This window comes from Neisseria sp. P0006.S004 (genome assembly GCF_051963015.1).
Classification (GTDB): Bacteria; Pseudomonadota; Gammaproteobacteria; order Burkholderiales; family Neisseriaceae; genus Neisseria.
This window is the reverse complement of record NZ_JBQCUS010000001.1, coordinates 1-14,453: the sequence shown is the minus strand read 5'-3', so window position 1 is coordinate 14,453 and position 14,453 is coordinate 1. Positions and strand designations below refer to the sequence as shown.

General features: G+C 50.4%; 13 protein-coding genes, 1 tRNA gene and 1 riboswitch. Of the genes, 9 read left to right on the top strand and 5 right to left on the bottom strand.

Translation table 11 applies throughout. From position 1 onward, the window contains the following. The first annotated feature begins 191 nt into the window (after nt 1-191). Together ACTHR2_RS00070 and lapB are read left to right on the top strand one after the other, a co-directional pair. The gene (locus ACTHR2_RS00070) at nt 192-515 is read left to right on the top strand and encodes a LapA family protein (protein ID WP_263340732.1); all 324 of its coding nucleotides are present in this window, start codon (nt 192-194) and stop codon (nt 513-515) included. Nucleotides 516-540: 25 nt separating this feature from the next. Next, nucleotides 541-1,710 (top strand): lipopolysaccharide assembly protein LapB, encoded by a 1,170-nt coding sequence (gene lapB, locus ACTHR2_RS00065; RefSeq protein ID WP_003745547.1) that lies wholly within the window; start codon nt 541-543, stop codon nt 1,708-1,710. Between the two features lie 114 nt (nt 1,711-1,824). On the opposite strand, the gene ACTHR2_RS00060 is transcribed toward lapB, so the two are convergent. Together ACTHR2_RS00060 and recC are read right to left on the bottom strand one after the other, a co-directional pair. Beyond that, a complete protein-coding gene (locus tag ACTHR2_RS00060) occupies nt 1,825-2,331 on the bottom strand; it encodes a thioredoxin family protein (protein WP_263340727.1) in 507 nt (168 codons plus the stop codon). A 3-nt stretch (nt 2,332-2,334) separates the two neighbouring features. Beyond that, nucleotides 2,335-5,634, bottom strand: a complete 3,300-nt coding sequence (gene recC, locus ACTHR2_RS00055) for an exodeoxyribonuclease V subunit gamma (RefSeq protein ID WP_440375217.1) — start codon at nt 5,632-5,634, stop codon at nt 2,335-2,337. A gap of 199 nt (nt 5,635-5,833) precedes the next feature. On the opposite strand from recC, the gene ACTHR2_RS00050 reads away from it, so the two are divergent. Next, nucleotides 5,834-5,910: transfer RNA gene (locus ACTHR2_RS00050), tRNA-Pro, on the top strand. 48 nt (nt 5,911-5,958) lie between these two features. Here ACTHR2_RS00050 and ACTHR2_RS00045 read toward each other — a convergent pair. Then, on the bottom strand, nt 5,959-6,837 hold the full coding sequence (locus tag ACTHR2_RS00045; RefSeq protein WP_311476218.1) for a lysophospholipid acyltransferase family protein: 879 nt from the start codon (nt 6,835-6,837) through the stop codon (nt 5,959-5,961). A 108-nt stretch (nt 6,838-6,945) separates the two neighbouring features. Continuing rightward, nucleotides 6,946-7,056, top strand: a riboswitch (SAM-I-IV-variant riboswitch). Between the two features lie 173 nt (nt 7,057-7,229). Here ACTHR2_RS00045 and metK point away from each other — a divergent pair. The 6 genes from metK (at nt 7,230) to ACTHR2_RS00015 (ending at nt 13,083) form a co-directional block, all read left to right on the top strand. After that, entirely contained in the window at nt 7,230-8,399 is a 1,170-nt protein-coding gene (gene metK / locus ACTHR2_RS00040; RefSeq protein ID WP_070583688.1) for a methionine adenosyltransferase, read from the top strand. A gap of 109 nt (nt 8,400-8,508) precedes the next feature. Further along, entirely contained in the window at nt 8,509-8,829 is a 321-nt protein-coding gene (locus ACTHR2_RS00035; RefSeq protein WP_003684455.1) for an accessory factor UbiK family protein, read from the top strand. Nucleotides 8,830-8,842: 13 nt separating this feature from the next. Then, nucleotides 8,843-10,339: a YifB family Mg chelatase-like AAA ATPase gene (locus tag ACTHR2_RS00030; RefSeq protein WP_263340712.1), complete on the top strand. Its 1,497-nt coding sequence runs from the start codon at nt 8,843-8,845 to the stop codon at nt 10,337-10,339. A gap of 154 nt (nt 10,340-10,493) precedes the next feature. Next, on the top strand, nt 10,494-11,561 hold the full coding sequence (locus ACTHR2_RS00025; protein WP_263340710.1) for an SPOR domain-containing protein: 1,068 nt from the start codon (nt 10,494-10,496) through the stop codon (nt 11,559-11,561). 11 nt (nt 11,562-11,572) lie between these two features. Further along, nucleotides 11,573-12,214 (top strand): thiol:disulfide interchange protein DsbA/DsbL, encoded by a 642-nt coding sequence (locus ACTHR2_RS00020; RefSeq protein WP_263340706.1) that lies wholly within the window; start codon nt 11,573-11,575, stop codon nt 12,212-12,214. A gap of 44 nt (nt 12,215-12,258) precedes the next feature. Continuing rightward, nucleotides 12,259-13,083: an undecaprenyl-diphosphate phosphatase gene (locus ACTHR2_RS00015; protein ID WP_263340703.1), complete on the top strand. Its 825-nt coding sequence runs from the start codon at nt 12,259-12,261 to the stop codon at nt 13,081-13,083. Nucleotides 13,084-13,158: 75 nt separating this feature from the next. On the opposite strand, the gene ACTHR2_RS00010 is transcribed toward ACTHR2_RS00015, so the two are convergent. Continuing rightward, nucleotides 13,159-13,653 (bottom strand): type IV pilin protein, encoded by a 495-nt coding sequence (locus ACTHR2_RS00010; RefSeq protein WP_440375216.1) that lies wholly within the window; start codon nt 13,651-13,653, stop codon nt 13,159-13,161. A 181-nt stretch (nt 13,654-13,834) separates the two neighbouring features. Further along, nucleotides 13,835-14,122, bottom strand: coding sequence for a ComEA family DNA-binding protein (locus ACTHR2_RS00005; protein WP_440375215.1), 288 nt, complete (start codon nt 14,120-14,122; stop codon nt 13,835-13,837). Nucleotides 14,123-14,453: the final 331 nt, after the last annotated feature.

The following is a 14,453-nucleotide window of genomic DNA, read 5'->3' as shown; positions in this document are numbered from 1 at the left end:
ATTTGTAAGATAATAACTAAAGACTGAACAATACGCCTTTCAATATGGGTTTGACAAGTACCCGTCAGCATTAAAGGCACTCTTCCCATGCCGTCTGAAACATGCCGTCCTATCCGAAATCCGGCAAATCGTTTAAACTGATACCATTTTTCAGACGGCCTGCCCCAACCGCGGCCCACCCGGAGCAACCCATGAAACTCATCTATACCATCATCAAAATCCTGATTCTTCTTGTTTTCCTCCTGCTGGCCATCACCAATACCCACACCGTATCCTTCTTCTACCTGCCCGGCCAAAACGTCAATCTGCCGCTGATTGTCGTGCTTTTCGGTGCCTTTATTATCGGCATCGTGTTCGGTATGTTTGCCCTCTTCGGCCGTCTGCTGACCCTGCGCAGCGAAAACAACCGCCTGCGTGCCGAAGTGAAAAAATACGCCCACATTTCCGAAAAAGACCTGACTCCGGTCAAAACCGAAACACCGGCAACGGCTTCCGACACCGCTCCCAAAGCGTAACGCCACCAATCAATAAAGGAATACCATGGACAACGAATTGTGGGTCATCTTACTACCCATCGTCCTCCTCCCCGTTTTCTTCGCTATGGGCTGGTTTGCCGCGCGTGTCGATATGAAGACCGTCCTAAAACAGGCCAAAAGCATACCGGCAGGGTTTTACAAAAGCCTTGACGCCCTCGTTGACCGCAACAGCGGCCGCGCCGCACGCGAATTGGCAGAAGTCATCGACCAGCAGCCGCAGTCATACGACTTGAACCTGACCTTAGGCAAGCTCTACCGCCAACGCGGCGAAAACGACAAAGCCATCAATATGCACCGCGCCCTGCTCGATTCGCCTGACACCGTCAACGAAAAACGCGCGCGCGTGCTTTTTGAATTGGCGCAAAACTACCAAAGCGCAGGCTTGGTGGACCGTGCCGAACAAATCTTCCTCGGTTTGCAGGAAGGCGATATGGCACGCGAAGCCCGCCAACACCTTTTGAGCATCTACCAACAAGACCGCGACTGGGAAAAAGCCATCGAAATGGCGCAACTCTTGAGCCATGACGAACAGACCTACCAGTTTGAAATCGCCCAGTTCTATTGCGAAATCGCCCAAGCCGCGCTGTTTAAATCCAACTTCGACACCGCCCGATACAACATCGGCAAAGCACTCGAAGCCAACAAAAAATGTACGCGTGCCAACATCATTCTTGGCGACATCGAATACCGTCAGGGCAATTTCCCTGCCGCAGTGGAAGCGTATTCCGCCATCGAGCAGCAAAACCACGCCTATCTGAGCATGGTCGGCGAGAAACTCTATGAAGCCTATGCCGCGCAAGGCAAGCAGGAAGAAGGCCTCAACCGCCTTATCGGCTATATGCAAACCTTCCCCGATCTTGACCTGATCAACGTCATCTACGAGAAGGCCCTACTGCTCAAAGGCGAAACCGAAGCGGCGCAAATCGCTGTCGAACTCGTCCGTCAAAAACCTGATCTCAACGGCGTGTACCGCCTGCTTGGCTTGAAACTCAGCAGTATGAATCCGGAGTGGAAAGCCGATACCGATATGATTCGTTCCATTATCGGCCGCCAGCTGCAAAAAAGCGTTATGTACCGCTGCCGCAACTGCCACTTCAAATCCCAAGTCTTCTTCTGGCACTGCCCAGCCTGCAATAAATGGCAAACCTTTACGCCGAATAAAATCGAGATTTGATAAAGCGTTAAGCATTAAAAAAAGGCCGTCTGAAATCTTTTCAGACGGCCTTTTTATTACGAAACAAAATATCAAAGCGGTTCAAAACATGGCTGTACACACCAGCAATATCTGTCAACAACGCTGCTCTGCCCATGCCAACGCCGCTACAATCTGAGCCTCAATATCGGCATTAAACTCGCCTGCACGGTACGCATCGCGCAATTCTGTGCGACGGGTTTCATCTGCCGCAATTTGGTTTAACACCACTTGCGGAAACTCGTTAAACACAGGCCCTTCCTCTTCACGACCCATCAAAAACAGCGCAGGAATTTTTTGATTGGCGCGGACGATTTCCTGTTGGCGCGGATTCTCAAAACGACTGCTGTCGTCAAAATCGTTTCGGGCAATATAGTTGACGCGGATATTGGGGTTCAACTCCGCCATTTTTTGAATAAATGGCACAAACACGCGGCAATCAGGGCAATATGGCGCAGCGGCAAGCAGCCAGTTTTGCGGACGGCTGATCTTTTCAACCGCCGCTACCGTTTGCGCCGACAGCTCGGTTGCCTGATAGAGTTGCTGCTGTTTCAATTTGTCTTCTTCAGTATCAAAATCCAAATATTCTGCATAATTGGCCATGCTTTACTCCTGTTCTGTTGTATCGGTTTTCCCTGCCACGCCAGTCAAAAGCGGCACAAGCAGATTGACGACAAGGTTTTCAAATAACGGCTCATCAAGAGGCGATTCTTCCGAATGACCAAACACCAGCTTCACTTCGGTATATTCTTTCTGCGCTTTGCTCATTTTATTGCCGTTAAAAACATCATAGGCTTTTCTCAAGGCAGTATCCCAATCCTCTTTCTTGTTGTACTCCTCCGCAGCGGCAAGACTGGTTTTGGCAAAAAATGACAAGGGGGTATTTTGTCCGATTCGGAAATATACCAGCCATTCTTTCAAAAGTTCTTTTGCTGTTTGTTGCTCGATGGCGGCATAGGTTTCGGTCTGCCCCAAGCTGACCATATAGGTTTGTCGGTTTGCAACGGATTTAGGGGCAATGGCGCAAAAAATCAAATGCTCCAATAAACGAGCAATGCGGTTGGGTGCATTGTCTTTTTGGTTTAGGAACACAATGCGGCCGCATTCGTAAAGATTGCCGATGGTGCCTTGTAACACCAAGTCGTCAAAGGATTCTTCATAAGGTTCAGACGGCCTTTTGTTGCTGCGTATCAACTCGGCATCCACGTTTTTCGCAGATATCTGATACTGCTTCTGCCACAAACCGCCCAACTCGCCTACCGGCATCAGACTTTCTACATTCAGCCGAATGGCCGTATCTTCAAAATCTTCCCCTTTGCGCCGCGCATCCAAATAGGCATCGGCAATCCGACCTCCATGTTGCGGCTCAAACGGTTCGGCAGACTCCCATGCGCCGTCCAGATACGGCTGATCCCAGCTTAAATTTTTCTTCAGCCAAACTTTGACAGGGTTGCGCCAAAAACTGATGAGCTCGTCTTGATGAATGGTCTTGTCCGGCTCTTCCTGACTTAATACCTCAAGGAAAAACGGCTGCGCTTCCGCTTGCGGTTGGTTCAACGCATCAGCGTAATCTTGGCGCGTACTGAAGAGGCCGTCTGAAAGCGCGTCCTTTTGGAAATAACGGCGTGAAAAGGCCTGCAACGGATGATATTTCACCCATTTCTCCGTCAACTCGCGCCCGCTTTTCCCTGTCATGGCGGCAATGGTATCCAGCAGCTCGCTGATTAACGAAGACGGCGCAAACTCGGCATCATTGCGTATATCGCGGCCGATATAAGACAAATACAGCATTTCGCGTGCGCTAATTAAGGCTTCGAGGAAGAGATAACGGTCGTCGTCGCGGCGGGCACGGTCGCCTTTTTTCGGATGTTTGGCAATCAGGTCGAACACCGCCGCTTTGGTATTGCGTGGAAAATCGCCGTCATTCAAACCCAACAGGCAAACCATTTTAAACGGCAGGCTGCGCATCGGCACCATACTGCAAAAAGTGATGCCGCCGCTCAAAAATCCGGCTTGGCTTTCGCTGTCCAAGAAGCGGCGGATATGGCGGATAACGGTTTCACACGGCAACAATCCGTCAAATTCGGCCAACTGCGCCTCTTCCTGCCATTTCGCCAAAGACTGCTCGAACTGCTGCTTGGCGTATTGGTCGTCCATATCCGGAGCAAACAGTTTCTCCAGTAAATCACGGCAACGCTGCACCCAACTTTCCACATCGGCAGGCTCTTGCCATTGCGCCGCCATATCGGCCAAAGTACGGATAAATTCGGCAAAACCGCTGAACACGTCCAACTGGTTGACGTTGCTATGCCACGCACTCACGCCCTGCCACATGCCGTTGCTGCCTTCAGGCAGCATCCAGCCCAAGGTCAAACGCTCTATCGCCTGCTGCCAAGTAAAGAGGTTGTCTTTGCCCTCGCGCATGGTTTGATCCAAACCCCAATGCACATTCAATCCTGCAACAGTCTCATGCAGCAGCGGCACATCTTCCTCGCTCAAACCGAAGCGTTGCAGCACCAACCGGCTTTCCAGCAAAGGCAAAACCTTGTCCACTTCAAACCGGCTCTCCAGCAAGTCCAAAGTTTGAGCCAAAGCATACAGCAACGGCTGACGGCGGCTGAGCTTCACATCCGAAATCGAATACGGCAAAGCCTGACTGCCTGCATGCTCCTGTCCAAAAACGGCTTCGATAAACGGACTGTACGGCTCGATGTTCGGTGTTAACACGGCAATATCGTGCGGTTGCCAATCGGGATTATTTTGCAACACCAGCGACAGCTCTTCTTTCAAAATCTGCAATTCGCGCAAAGGGCTGTGTGCCGCAACGATTTTGACGGAGCCGTCATTCAACAGCTTGTCCGGCTCGACACACACTGGATTGCCGTCCGCATCGTGAACCTGAACCAAAGCCGGCTGCGCGCCTGCTTCGCCTTCTTCCTGTTGATATAAGCGTTCAGACGGCATGATTAAGTTTTGGATATCGTTTTGCAGGCAATGCAACAAGGTATCGTCTTTTCCTTCTTCATAAACCTGAATATCCTGCTCGGTTTCCACTTCCGACAGAAAATCAAAGAAATCGCGCCCCTGCTTGCCCAAAGAAGCCAACAGCGGATGCCCTGCCTGCGACAAATCCGCCTCATCGCCCCTTTTCAAAATCTGCGCCTCGTCGATGACCTCGCCCCAATATTGGCTGCTCGGATTGAGTGCAAACACAAACACATCGCAATGCTTGGAAATTTGATGCAGCAGTTGCAGATACATCGGCGCCATTGTCGAAATGCCGAATACAAACAACCTTTGCGGCAAGACCGATTTATCCAACTGCGCCAACAGCTTTTCCCACAAGGCCACGCGGTGCGGCGCAGATTGGCTGCCATCATCCAAATAACGCCACAGCCGCGCCTGCCAATCCTCATCATCGCCCAAACCCAGCAGCTTCCCAGCCTGCCACGCATCAATCCAATCCGGGCGGTACACCAAATATTGGTCGAAAATATCCGCCATCTGTCCGGCAAGCTGATAATCCGCCGAGGCCGAGCTATGCAAATAACTTTCCAGCTTCAAGCGCACGTTTTCGTATTCTGGGGCCGTCTGAAACGCTTCGCTGCGGAACAAATCCAGCAAACGCCAGCGCATAACTTCAGGCGAAAACGGACTGAGTGGCGGCACATCGGGAACCAATTTACGCATCAGCTGCCACGCCAAACCGGCCGGCAGGCTGAACTTCAAATTCGCCGCCACGCCGAGTTTGCGCGCGAAAAACACATTCAGATAACGCCGCATCCCCTGGCTCTGCACCACCACTTCTTCCTGTGCCAATACCACATCCAAAGGCAAGGCCTGATGAATATGCGCGCACATTTCGGTAAGCGCTTCCAAACGGTCGGACTGATAAAGATAAAACATAGCAGACAATCTAAAAAACAATTGCCCACATTATAATGCCATTAGGACAAATGCTTCAGCAGAAGCAGCAAACAAAAACACAGGCCGTCTGAAACACATCGCTTCAGACGGCCTAAAACAAACCCATCGGCAGCCAATTATTAATTATTTATCGACCCCTGTACAAACCGGCTTCCCCTATCCTATAATTTCCCACATTCGGAATGTAGCGCAGCCCGGTAGCGCACTTCGTTCGGGACGAAGGGGTCGGAGGTTCGAATCCTCTCATTCCGACCAAATACAAAACCTGCTTGAGTCCAAGCAGGTTTTTTACATTCGGCAAGCCTATATTTCCGGCGGGAAAGGCGCGCCTTCGGGATGTTTGTAGCGGTTGTACATAAACAAATATTGTTCCGGAAAACGGCGTATCCAATATTCGGTATTTTCATTGATCACGCGCGCGTCGTTCTCCTTATCGCCGTTCAATTCGCCGCGCAAAGGCTCGATGTGCAGGACAAAGCCTTTGCCGTCGGGCAAACGCTCGCCGCAGAAAAACAAAGCCTTTACGCCTTTGACTTGCGCCAGCTTGCCCGCCAACGTCATGGTGTAGGCAGGTTTGCCGAAAAAGTCTACCCACACGCCGTCGCCGCCTTCTTCCGGAGACGGCACATGGTCCGGCAACACAATGGTCGCTTCGCCGCCGCGCAGCGCTTTGATAATTTGTTTGACACCCTGAATACTGGTCGGCGCAGTCTTGCCTTTACCGCGCACGCGTCCTGCCTGCATTACCGCATCAAATGCCTTGATTTTCGGCGGTTTGTACATTGCCGTCAGCGGAAACGGCAGTTGCTGGCTGATGTAGCGACCCGCCAAATCGTAGCTGCCGATGTGCGGCGTGATAAACAGCAAACCCTCGCCCGCGCTCAAGGCCGTCTGAACATGTTCCCAACCGTTGACGCTGACAAACAGGTTTTCAATTTCCTCAGGCCGTCTGAAAAACGCCACCGGCAATTCCAAGCCGCCTTTTGCCGTTTCACGAAAAACTTTTTTTACCGCCTCGTCCGTCGGGTTCAATCCGGCAAGTTTCATGTTTTCGAATACCCGCCGGCGATCTTTCGACAGCACGCGGAAACCCAAACCGCCCAGCAGGTTGCCTAATTTGTGCAACCAAGCCAAAGGCAGCGCGGCCAAAAATTTAAAAACAAAGGTAACAAGCGTTTGCATAAGGTTTTACCAAAATGAAGTGGACAGATTGTAAACGAAACAGGCCGTCTGAACAAAACAGACTTCGGGCAAATATATTGCGGCACACCTGCTTTTCTGCTACTATCCGCGCTGCATTAAGAGTTGGGAATTCCATGCCAACCTGCTTTTCAAACGGAAAGGTAAGGTGGACGGTTGAAAAACCGATGTGGCTCGCCAGAGCAATCCAAACCCGCTTAATGCGGGAATTTTTTTGCCTGTAAGAAACGTGCAACAGGATTCCGAAACAGCAGGCAAGTGCGAATGTTTCTCACTTGTATAGAGAAAAAGCGGAGTTTTTGTTATGATTTCCGCTGTCCGAAATAAAAGGCCGTCTGAAAACACAGCAGCCTGTTTTTAATGAAAGAATAGCAATGAGCGAATATCTGTTTACTTCCGAATCGGTATCCGAAGGCCATCCGGATAAAGTTGCCGACCAAGTGTCCGATGCGATTTTGGATGCCATCTTGGCGCAAGACCCAAAAGCGCGTGTCGCCGCAGAAACCTTGGTCAACACAGGCTTGTGTGTATTGGCAGGCGAAATTACTACTACTGCCCAAGTGGACTACATCAAAGTCGCCCGCGAAACCATCAAACGCATCGGCTACAACTCCTCCGAGCTGGGCTTTGACGCCAACGGCTGCGCAGTCGGCGTGTACTACGACCAACAATCTCCGGACATCGCCCAAGGCGTGAACGAAGGCGAAGGCATCGACCTGAATCAAGGCGCGGGCGACCAAGGTTTGATGTTCGGCTATGCCTGCGACGAAACCCCTACCCTGATGCCGTTTGCCATCTATTACAGCCACCGCCTGATGCAACGCCAAAGCGAATTGCGCAAAGACGGCCGCCTGCCTTGGTTGCGCCCTGATGCCAAAGCCCAACTGACCGTGGTTTACGACAGCGAAACCGGCAAAGTAAAACGCATCGACACCGTCGTCCTGTCTACCCAGCACGATCCGTCTATCGGTTACGAAGAGCTGAAAAACGCCGTGATCGAACACATCATCAAACCGGTTCTGCCGTCTGAACTGCTGACCGACGAAACCAAATACCTGATCAACCCGACCGGCCGCTTCGTTATCGGCGGCCCGCAAGGCGACTGTGGTCTGACCGGCCGCAAAATCATCGTCGATACCTACGGCGGCGCAGCTCCGCACGGCGGCGGCGCATTCTCCGGCAAAGACCCGTCCAAAGTGGACCGTTCCGCCGCTTACGCCTGCCGCTACGTTGCGAAAAACATCGTCGCCGCCGGTTTGGCAACCCAATGCCAAATCCAAGTTTCCTACGCCATCGGCGTTGCCGAACCGACTTCGATTTCCATCGATACTTTCGGCACAGGCAAAATCAGCGAAGAAAAACTGATTGCCCTGGTTCGCGAACATTTCGACCTGCGTCCTAAAGGCATCGTCCAAATGCTCGACCTGCTGCGCCCGATTTACGGAAAATCCGCCGCCTACGGCCACTTCGGTCGCGAAGAACCTGAATTTACTTGGGAGCGCACCGACAAAGCAGCCGCATTGAAAGCAGCCGCAGGCGTGTAAACTTCCGCATTTGAGGCCGTCTGAAAAGCAAAACGTTTTCAGACGGCCTTTTTCCTTATACAATAGCCACTTGAATTTCTATATACATTCTGAATAAAGGATACGGATTATGTTCGGCAAACAACTTTTCGAAGAAGTCAGCTCCAAAATAAGCGAAACCATCGCCAACAGCCCTGCCAAAGACATGGAGAAAAACGTTAAAGCCATGCTCGGCAGCGCGTTCAACCGCATGGATTTGGTGACCCGCGAAGAATTCGACATCCAACAACAGGTTTTGATTAAAACCCGTACCAAACTTGCCGAATTGGAAGCCCGTTTGGCCAAACTCGAAGCCGCTCAAGAGCCTGAAGAAGCTGCTTTGAAAGCTGCCGAAGCCGCTGCGGAAGAAGCTGTTGCCGAAATCAAACAACAAACCGAAGCTGCCGAATAAGGCCGTCTGAAACATGTCGCTTGCTTTGGTTTACAGCCGCGCCTTAAGCGGCATGAATGCGCCGTTGGTCGAAGTGGAAGCCCACCTTGCCAACGGCTTGCCACATTTCAATATTGTCGGTTTGCCCGATACTGAAGTCAAAGAAAGCCGCGACCGTGTGCGTGCCGCCATCATCCAAAGCGGCTTCGACTTTCCCGCCAAGAAAATTACCGTTAACCTCGCACCGGCCGACCTCCCAAAAGAATCCGGCCGTTTCGATTTGCCGATTGCCTTAGGCATTCTTGCCGCATCGGGACAAATCAATCCTGAAAAACTCGCGCAATATGAGTTTGCCGGAGAATTGGCACTGTCCGGCCTGCTGCGTCCCGTACGCGGCGCGCTGGCTATGGCATGGCAGGGAATGCAGGCTGGCCGTTCGTTCGTATTGCCGCAAGAAAATGCCGAACAGGCTGCCGTTATGCGCGGTATCGCGGTTTATGGTGCGCGTTCTTTAGGCGAAGTGGCCGCACATTTAAACGGTATCGAACCGTTGACACAAACTGAATGCAAACTGACACACAGGCCGTCTGAACAAAGTAAAATACCTGATTTAGCCGATGTCAAAGGCCAACATACCGCTCGCCTTGCTTTGGAAATCGCAGCGGCAGGCGGACACAGCCTGCTGATGATGGGTCCTCCGGGTACGGGCAAATCCATGCTTTCGCAACGTTTGCCCGGCATCCTTCCGCCTTTGACCGAAGACGAATTAGTCGAAGTATGGGCATTGCGTTCGCTCCTGCCCAACCATCAACAGCAACTCGACAGCAACCGTCCTTTCCGCAGCCCTCATCACAGCGCCAGCTCGGCTGCCATGGTAGGTGGCGGTTCAGACCCGCGTCCGGGCGAAATTTCATTGGCGCATCACGGTGTGTTGTTTTTAGACGAATTACCCGAGTTTGACCGTAAAGTATTAGAAGTATTGCGCGAACCTTTGGAAAACGGCGAAATCCATATTTCCCGCGCCGCACGCCAAGCAGTTTATCCGGCCAAGTTCCAACTTGTCGCCGCCATGAACCCCTGCCCTTGTGGCTATCTTGGCCATCCGTCCAAACCTTGCCGCTGCACGCCTGAAAGCGTTGCCCGCTACCGCAACAAAATTTCAGGGCCATTGCTCGACCGTATTGATTTAACCATCGAAGTACCCAGCCTTTCCGCTGCCGAGTTAATGCAACAAGAAGCAGGCGAATCCAGTGCCACCGTATTGGAACGAGTTACCGCAGCGCGCAAAATCCAATACGGCCGACAAGGCAAAGTTAATGCCGAATTGAGTGTCAGCGAGCTCGATTGCAAAGCCCGCATCCAAAAAGAAGCGCAAGAAGCCTTGGGAACCATGCTTGAAAAACTGTCCCTTTCCGCCCGAAGTTTCCACCGTATCATGCGCGTCGCCCGTACGCTGGCCGATTTGGCAGGCGATGAAGAAGTCAGCAAAACCCATGTGATGAAGGCCATCGGCTTCCGTCGCGCCCTTTAACTTGTCAGACGGCCTGAATCTTTATGTTTAAGTAAAACTAGAGTAAACAAAGCATCAGGATTTTGCCGTCCATAACGGTTATTGATAAAATATCGAATCCAAACTCAGACAGTCTCCCTTCAGACCGTCTGAACACATTATTACAAGGTAAGTCATGAAAAAATCTACACAATATGGCAAAGGCTTGGCCGGTTTCTTTTTCGGCCTGATACTGGCGACAGGTATTATTGCCGGTATTTTGTTCTTCTTGAACCAAGGCAACCAAAACGTTTTCAAAGAGCTGACTCAGCCTAAACAAAGCGAAGAACCTGAAATCCTGAAACCTCAGGACAAAGCAGAGAAACGCCCAACCACCGACACTTCATCTACCCAAGCAGATGAAGAAAAAGCCAAAGCAGAAAAAGAAGCTGCTGAGAAAGAAGCCAAAGCTAAAGAAGAGGCTGAAAAGGCTGCCAAAGAAGCTGAAGAAAAAGCTCAAACGGAAAAAGAAGCTCAGGAAAAAGCCGAACAAGCAGAACGTGAAGCCAAAGAAAAAGCGGATAAAGCTGAAGCAGAAAAAGTCGAACGCGAAGCCAAAGAAAGAGCAGACAAAACTGCCGCCGACAAAGCCGAACGTGAAGCCAAAGAAAAAGCCGCAAAAGCGGAAGCAGAAAAAGAAGCCGCTAAGAAAAAACTGGCCGAGAAAAAAGCCGAATTAGAAAAAAAACGCGCAGAAAAAGCCAAAGCTGAAAAAGAAGCTGCTGATAAAACTGCAAAAGATAAAAAAGCGGCCGACCAACTGACCGACAAACAAAAAGAGCGTGCCGAGCGCAAATTGGCTGAGAAAAAAGCCGCCGAAGCCAAAAAACAAAACAAGCCGACACCTGAGCAAATCCTCAACAGCGGCAGCATCGAAAAAGCACGTAAAGCCGCAAATGCCTCTGCAACAAAAGAAAGCAGCAACGCCGCTGGCAAACAATCGTCAGAAAAAGCCGAAGCAACTGCCAACAGCGGTAAAAAAGCCTTCCTGCAACTTGGTTCATATGCAGACCGTTCCAGCGCAGATTCACAACGTGCGAAATTGGCTATTTTAGGTGTTTCTTCCAAAGTGGTTGAATCGCAAAACGGCGACAAAACCATTTACCGAGTTCAAAGTAACACCATGCCTCAGGAAGCCGCTGTAAAACTGCAAAAAAACCTGCAAGGCCATAATATCAACAGCTTGATTCGTTCTACCAAATAATGGAATCACTGATGAAGCAGCGTATGAAACAAACTATTGCCGCACTCAGCCTGAGCCTGCTCAGTCTGAGTGCACAGGCTGCTACCGAAGGCGTGGACTATACTGTCCTCAGTCGCCCTATCCCGCAGCAACAAGCCGGCAAAATTGAAGTGCTTGAGTTTTTCGGCTACTTCTGCGTTCATTGTTACCATCTCGATCCGGTTTTGTTGCAACACAGCAAAACCTTCGCTAAAGATGTTTCCTTACGGACAGAGCACGTCGTTTGGATGCCTGAAATGTTGGGTTTGGCCAAGGTTGCCGCAGCCGTTAATCTTTCAGGTTTGAAATATCAAGCCAATCCAGTCATCTTCAAAGCAGTTTACGAACAAAAAATCAACCTGGCCGATACCAATGTATTCCGCTCATGGGTGGGTAAACAAACGAGTTTTGAAAGTAAAAAACTGCTTCAAGCCTACAACAGTCCTGCTGCCGCATCGGCTGCTGCAAAAATGCAGCAATTGACGGAAACTTATCGAATTGAAAACACACCAACTGTCATTGTCGGTGGTAAATACAAAGTCAATTTCAATGGTAGCGACTGGAAAGTCGGTATGAAAACCATAGATGACCTCATCGTCAAAGTCCGTCGCGAACAATCCTCAAAACCACTTTAACTATTCAACAAAAGAAAGACGGCCTCAAGGCCGTCTGAAAACTTATGGACATTCTGATTTTATTCAAAGCACTTATTCTCGGTATTATCGAAGGTTTAACCGAGTTTCTCCCTATTTCCAGTACCGGTCACTTAATTGTATTCGGTGACTTAATGAACTTTCAAAGCAACGGAAAAGTATTTGAAATTGCTATCCAACTCGGTGCCGTATTAGCCGTCGTATTCGAATATCGCCAACGATTTACCCATATCATAAAAGGGCTGGGTAAAGAACGAACAGCCAATCGCTTTGTACTGAATTTATTTATTGCCTTCATACCGGCTGCGGTTGTGGGTCTCTTGTTCAGCAAACAAATCAAATTACACCTTTTCAACCCAATTACTGTTGCTACCATGCTGGTGCTGGGTGGCTTCTTCATTTTATGGGTTGAAAAACGCCAAACAACAGCCAAACCTAAAGTCAATCATGTAGATGATATGCGCCCAATCGACGCATTTGTTGTAGGATGCGCCCAAATTTGTGCCCTTATCCCTGGGACATCACGTTCAGGCAGTACCATCATGGGCGGTATGCTGTGGGGATTAGAACGTAAAACGGCTACCGAATTTTCATTCTTCCTTGCTGTACCAATGATGATTGCGGCCACAGGTTACGACATCTTAAAAAACTACAAACTCTTTACCTTGCAGGATATCGGACAAATTGCCATCGGTTTTATCGCAGCATTTATCGCCGGTTTATTAGCAGTAAAAGCTTTGCTGAAATTTGTTTCCAGTAAAAACTATGTTCCTTTTGCCTACTACCGTATTGTATTTGGCGGTCTGATTCTCCTTACTTGGATGCTGGGCTGGGTTAGCTGGAGCGAGTAATCCATCTTCATTCACCAAAGGACGTGCCTATGTACGTCCTTTTTCTTTATCCGCTTCTCCCTTTCCACCCGATTGTTACCCCATAAAAGGCCGACACTCCGCATCATTGCCCTTAAATATCTCCTCACCGTCCGTACAACTGCCCTTCCCCTTCATCTTCCCGCACACCACCGCCGTCAACGACTCGTTCAAGCGCAGCACCCTCGGCTCCGCCTCCCTGTCCAGCGCCACCGCCTTCAAGGTAAACTTACCCTCCAGGATGCCCTTAGCCTGACCGCTCATCCTGATACAGAAACCGCCCGCCTCCTTCACCGGCAATTCCGGCCACTTCGTCGACGTCAGCTTAAAGCTGCCCTTTTTTGTGTAGAACTGCTCCATAAAGCGCGCATTTTCCAGCAGGGCGGCATGCGCCGCACGCAGGTTCGCCGAGCGGACCGATTCCCGATAGGCAGTCAATGCCGCCGTCGCCAATATCGAAACCAACAGCATCACCACCAACAGCTGTATCAAAGAATACCCCCTCTGCACAGTTGCCCTATTCCGTTTTCCGTCAAATGCATTTGAGTACATATCTTTATTCCCTTTATCTTTTCTATCCCTATCCAACAAGAGGCTATCCGTTTATCCCTTTACCCAATGGCCCCCATTGGTCCAAGTCTTCATTCCCGGCCCCAAACAAAGCCGCCCGTCAACCGGAACCGGCAAGCAGTTCGGCCTCGGGGCGGCGTATACGGCACGATCGTCCGTCAGGTTATTTTTTCACGGCAGGCTGGGCGACCTTAGGCGCAGCAGGAGAAACCGTCGCCTCCGCCTTTAACTTGTTCAGCACCGCATCACCGATGCCCTTCACGTTTTTCAGCTCCTCCACCGATTTGAACGCACCGTTCTTCTGACGGTATTCCACAATCGCCTTCGCCTTAGCCGGGCCGATACCCGGCAAAGCCTCCAGTTCAGCAGAAGACGCGGTATTGATGTTCACGGCGGCTAAAGAGAATGCCGTACACACGGCGGCAACTACACCAAATAAAAATTTCTTCATCAGGGTTTTCCTATAACGTGTTGGATTAAATAAACCGAGCCGTCTGCAGGACGGTTTTACCTCCCCGCAGACACTGCCACACAACAGTAAAACACGGCCCTATTCCATATAAATGCATACGACATAATAACGCAAATACCGTTCGATTTCAAACATTCCAAACGGTTAACCGTAACTTTCGGTACTTTTGTGCAAGAATAACAACAGGTAATCATAATCCCCCTATCGCCAAACCGATAGAAACGACAGGCATGTAAAAAGCCCCCGACATCAGTCGGGGGCTTCGGAATGGGTGTTTGGCGGTGACCTACTTTCACATGGAAGAACCACA

Excerpts from the sequence above, each read along its gene's own strand:
- ACTHR2_RS00030 (WP_263340712.1), top strand. The coding sequence starts at position 8,843 with ATGTCGCTTGCTTTGGTTTACAGCCGCGCCTTAAGCGGCATGAATGCG.
- recC (WP_440375217.1), bottom strand. The coding sequence starts at position 5,634 with ATGTTTTATCTTTATCAGTCCGACCGTTTGGAAGCGCTTACCGAAATG.
- metK (WP_070583688.1), top strand. The coding sequence starts at position 7,230 with ATGAGCGAATATCTGTTTACTTCCGAATCGGTATCCGAAGGCCATCCG.
- ACTHR2_RS00070 (WP_263340732.1), top strand. The coding sequence starts at position 192 with ATGAAACTCATCTATACCATCATCAAAATCCTGATTCTTCTTGTTTTC.
- ACTHR2_RS00015 (WP_263340703.1), top strand. The coding sequence starts at position 12,259 with ATGGACATTCTGATTTTATTCAAAGCACTTATTCTCGGTATTATCGAA.
- ACTHR2_RS00035 (WP_003684455.1), top strand. The coding sequence starts at position 8,509 with ATGTTCGGCAAACAACTTTTCGAAGAAGTCAGCTCCAAAATAAGCGAA.
- ACTHR2_RS00005 (WP_440375215.1), bottom strand. The coding sequence starts at position 14,122 with ATGAAGAAATTTTTATTTGGTGTAGTTGCCGCCGTGTGTACGGCATTC.
- lapB (WP_003745547.1), top strand. The coding sequence starts at position 541 with ATGGACAACGAATTGTGGGTCATCTTACTACCCATCGTCCTCCTCCCC.
- ACTHR2_RS00020 (WP_263340706.1), top strand. The coding sequence starts at position 11,573 with ATGAAGCAGCGTATGAAACAAACTATTGCCGCACTCAGCCTGAGCCTG.
- ACTHR2_RS00025 (WP_263340710.1), top strand. The coding sequence starts at position 10,494 with ATGAAAAAATCTACACAATATGGCAAAGGCTTGGCCGGTTTCTTTTTC.
- ACTHR2_RS00010 (WP_440375216.1), bottom strand. The coding sequence starts at position 13,653 with ATGTACTCAAATGCATTTGACGGAAAACGGAATAGGGCAACTGTGCAG.
- ACTHR2_RS00045 (WP_311476218.1), bottom strand. The coding sequence starts at position 6,837 with ATGCAAACGCTTGTTACCTTTGTTTTTAAATTTTTGGCCGCGCTGCCT.
- ACTHR2_RS00060 (WP_263340727.1), bottom strand. The coding sequence starts at position 2,331 with ATGGCCAATTATGCAGAATATTTGGATTTTGATACTGAAGAAGACAAA.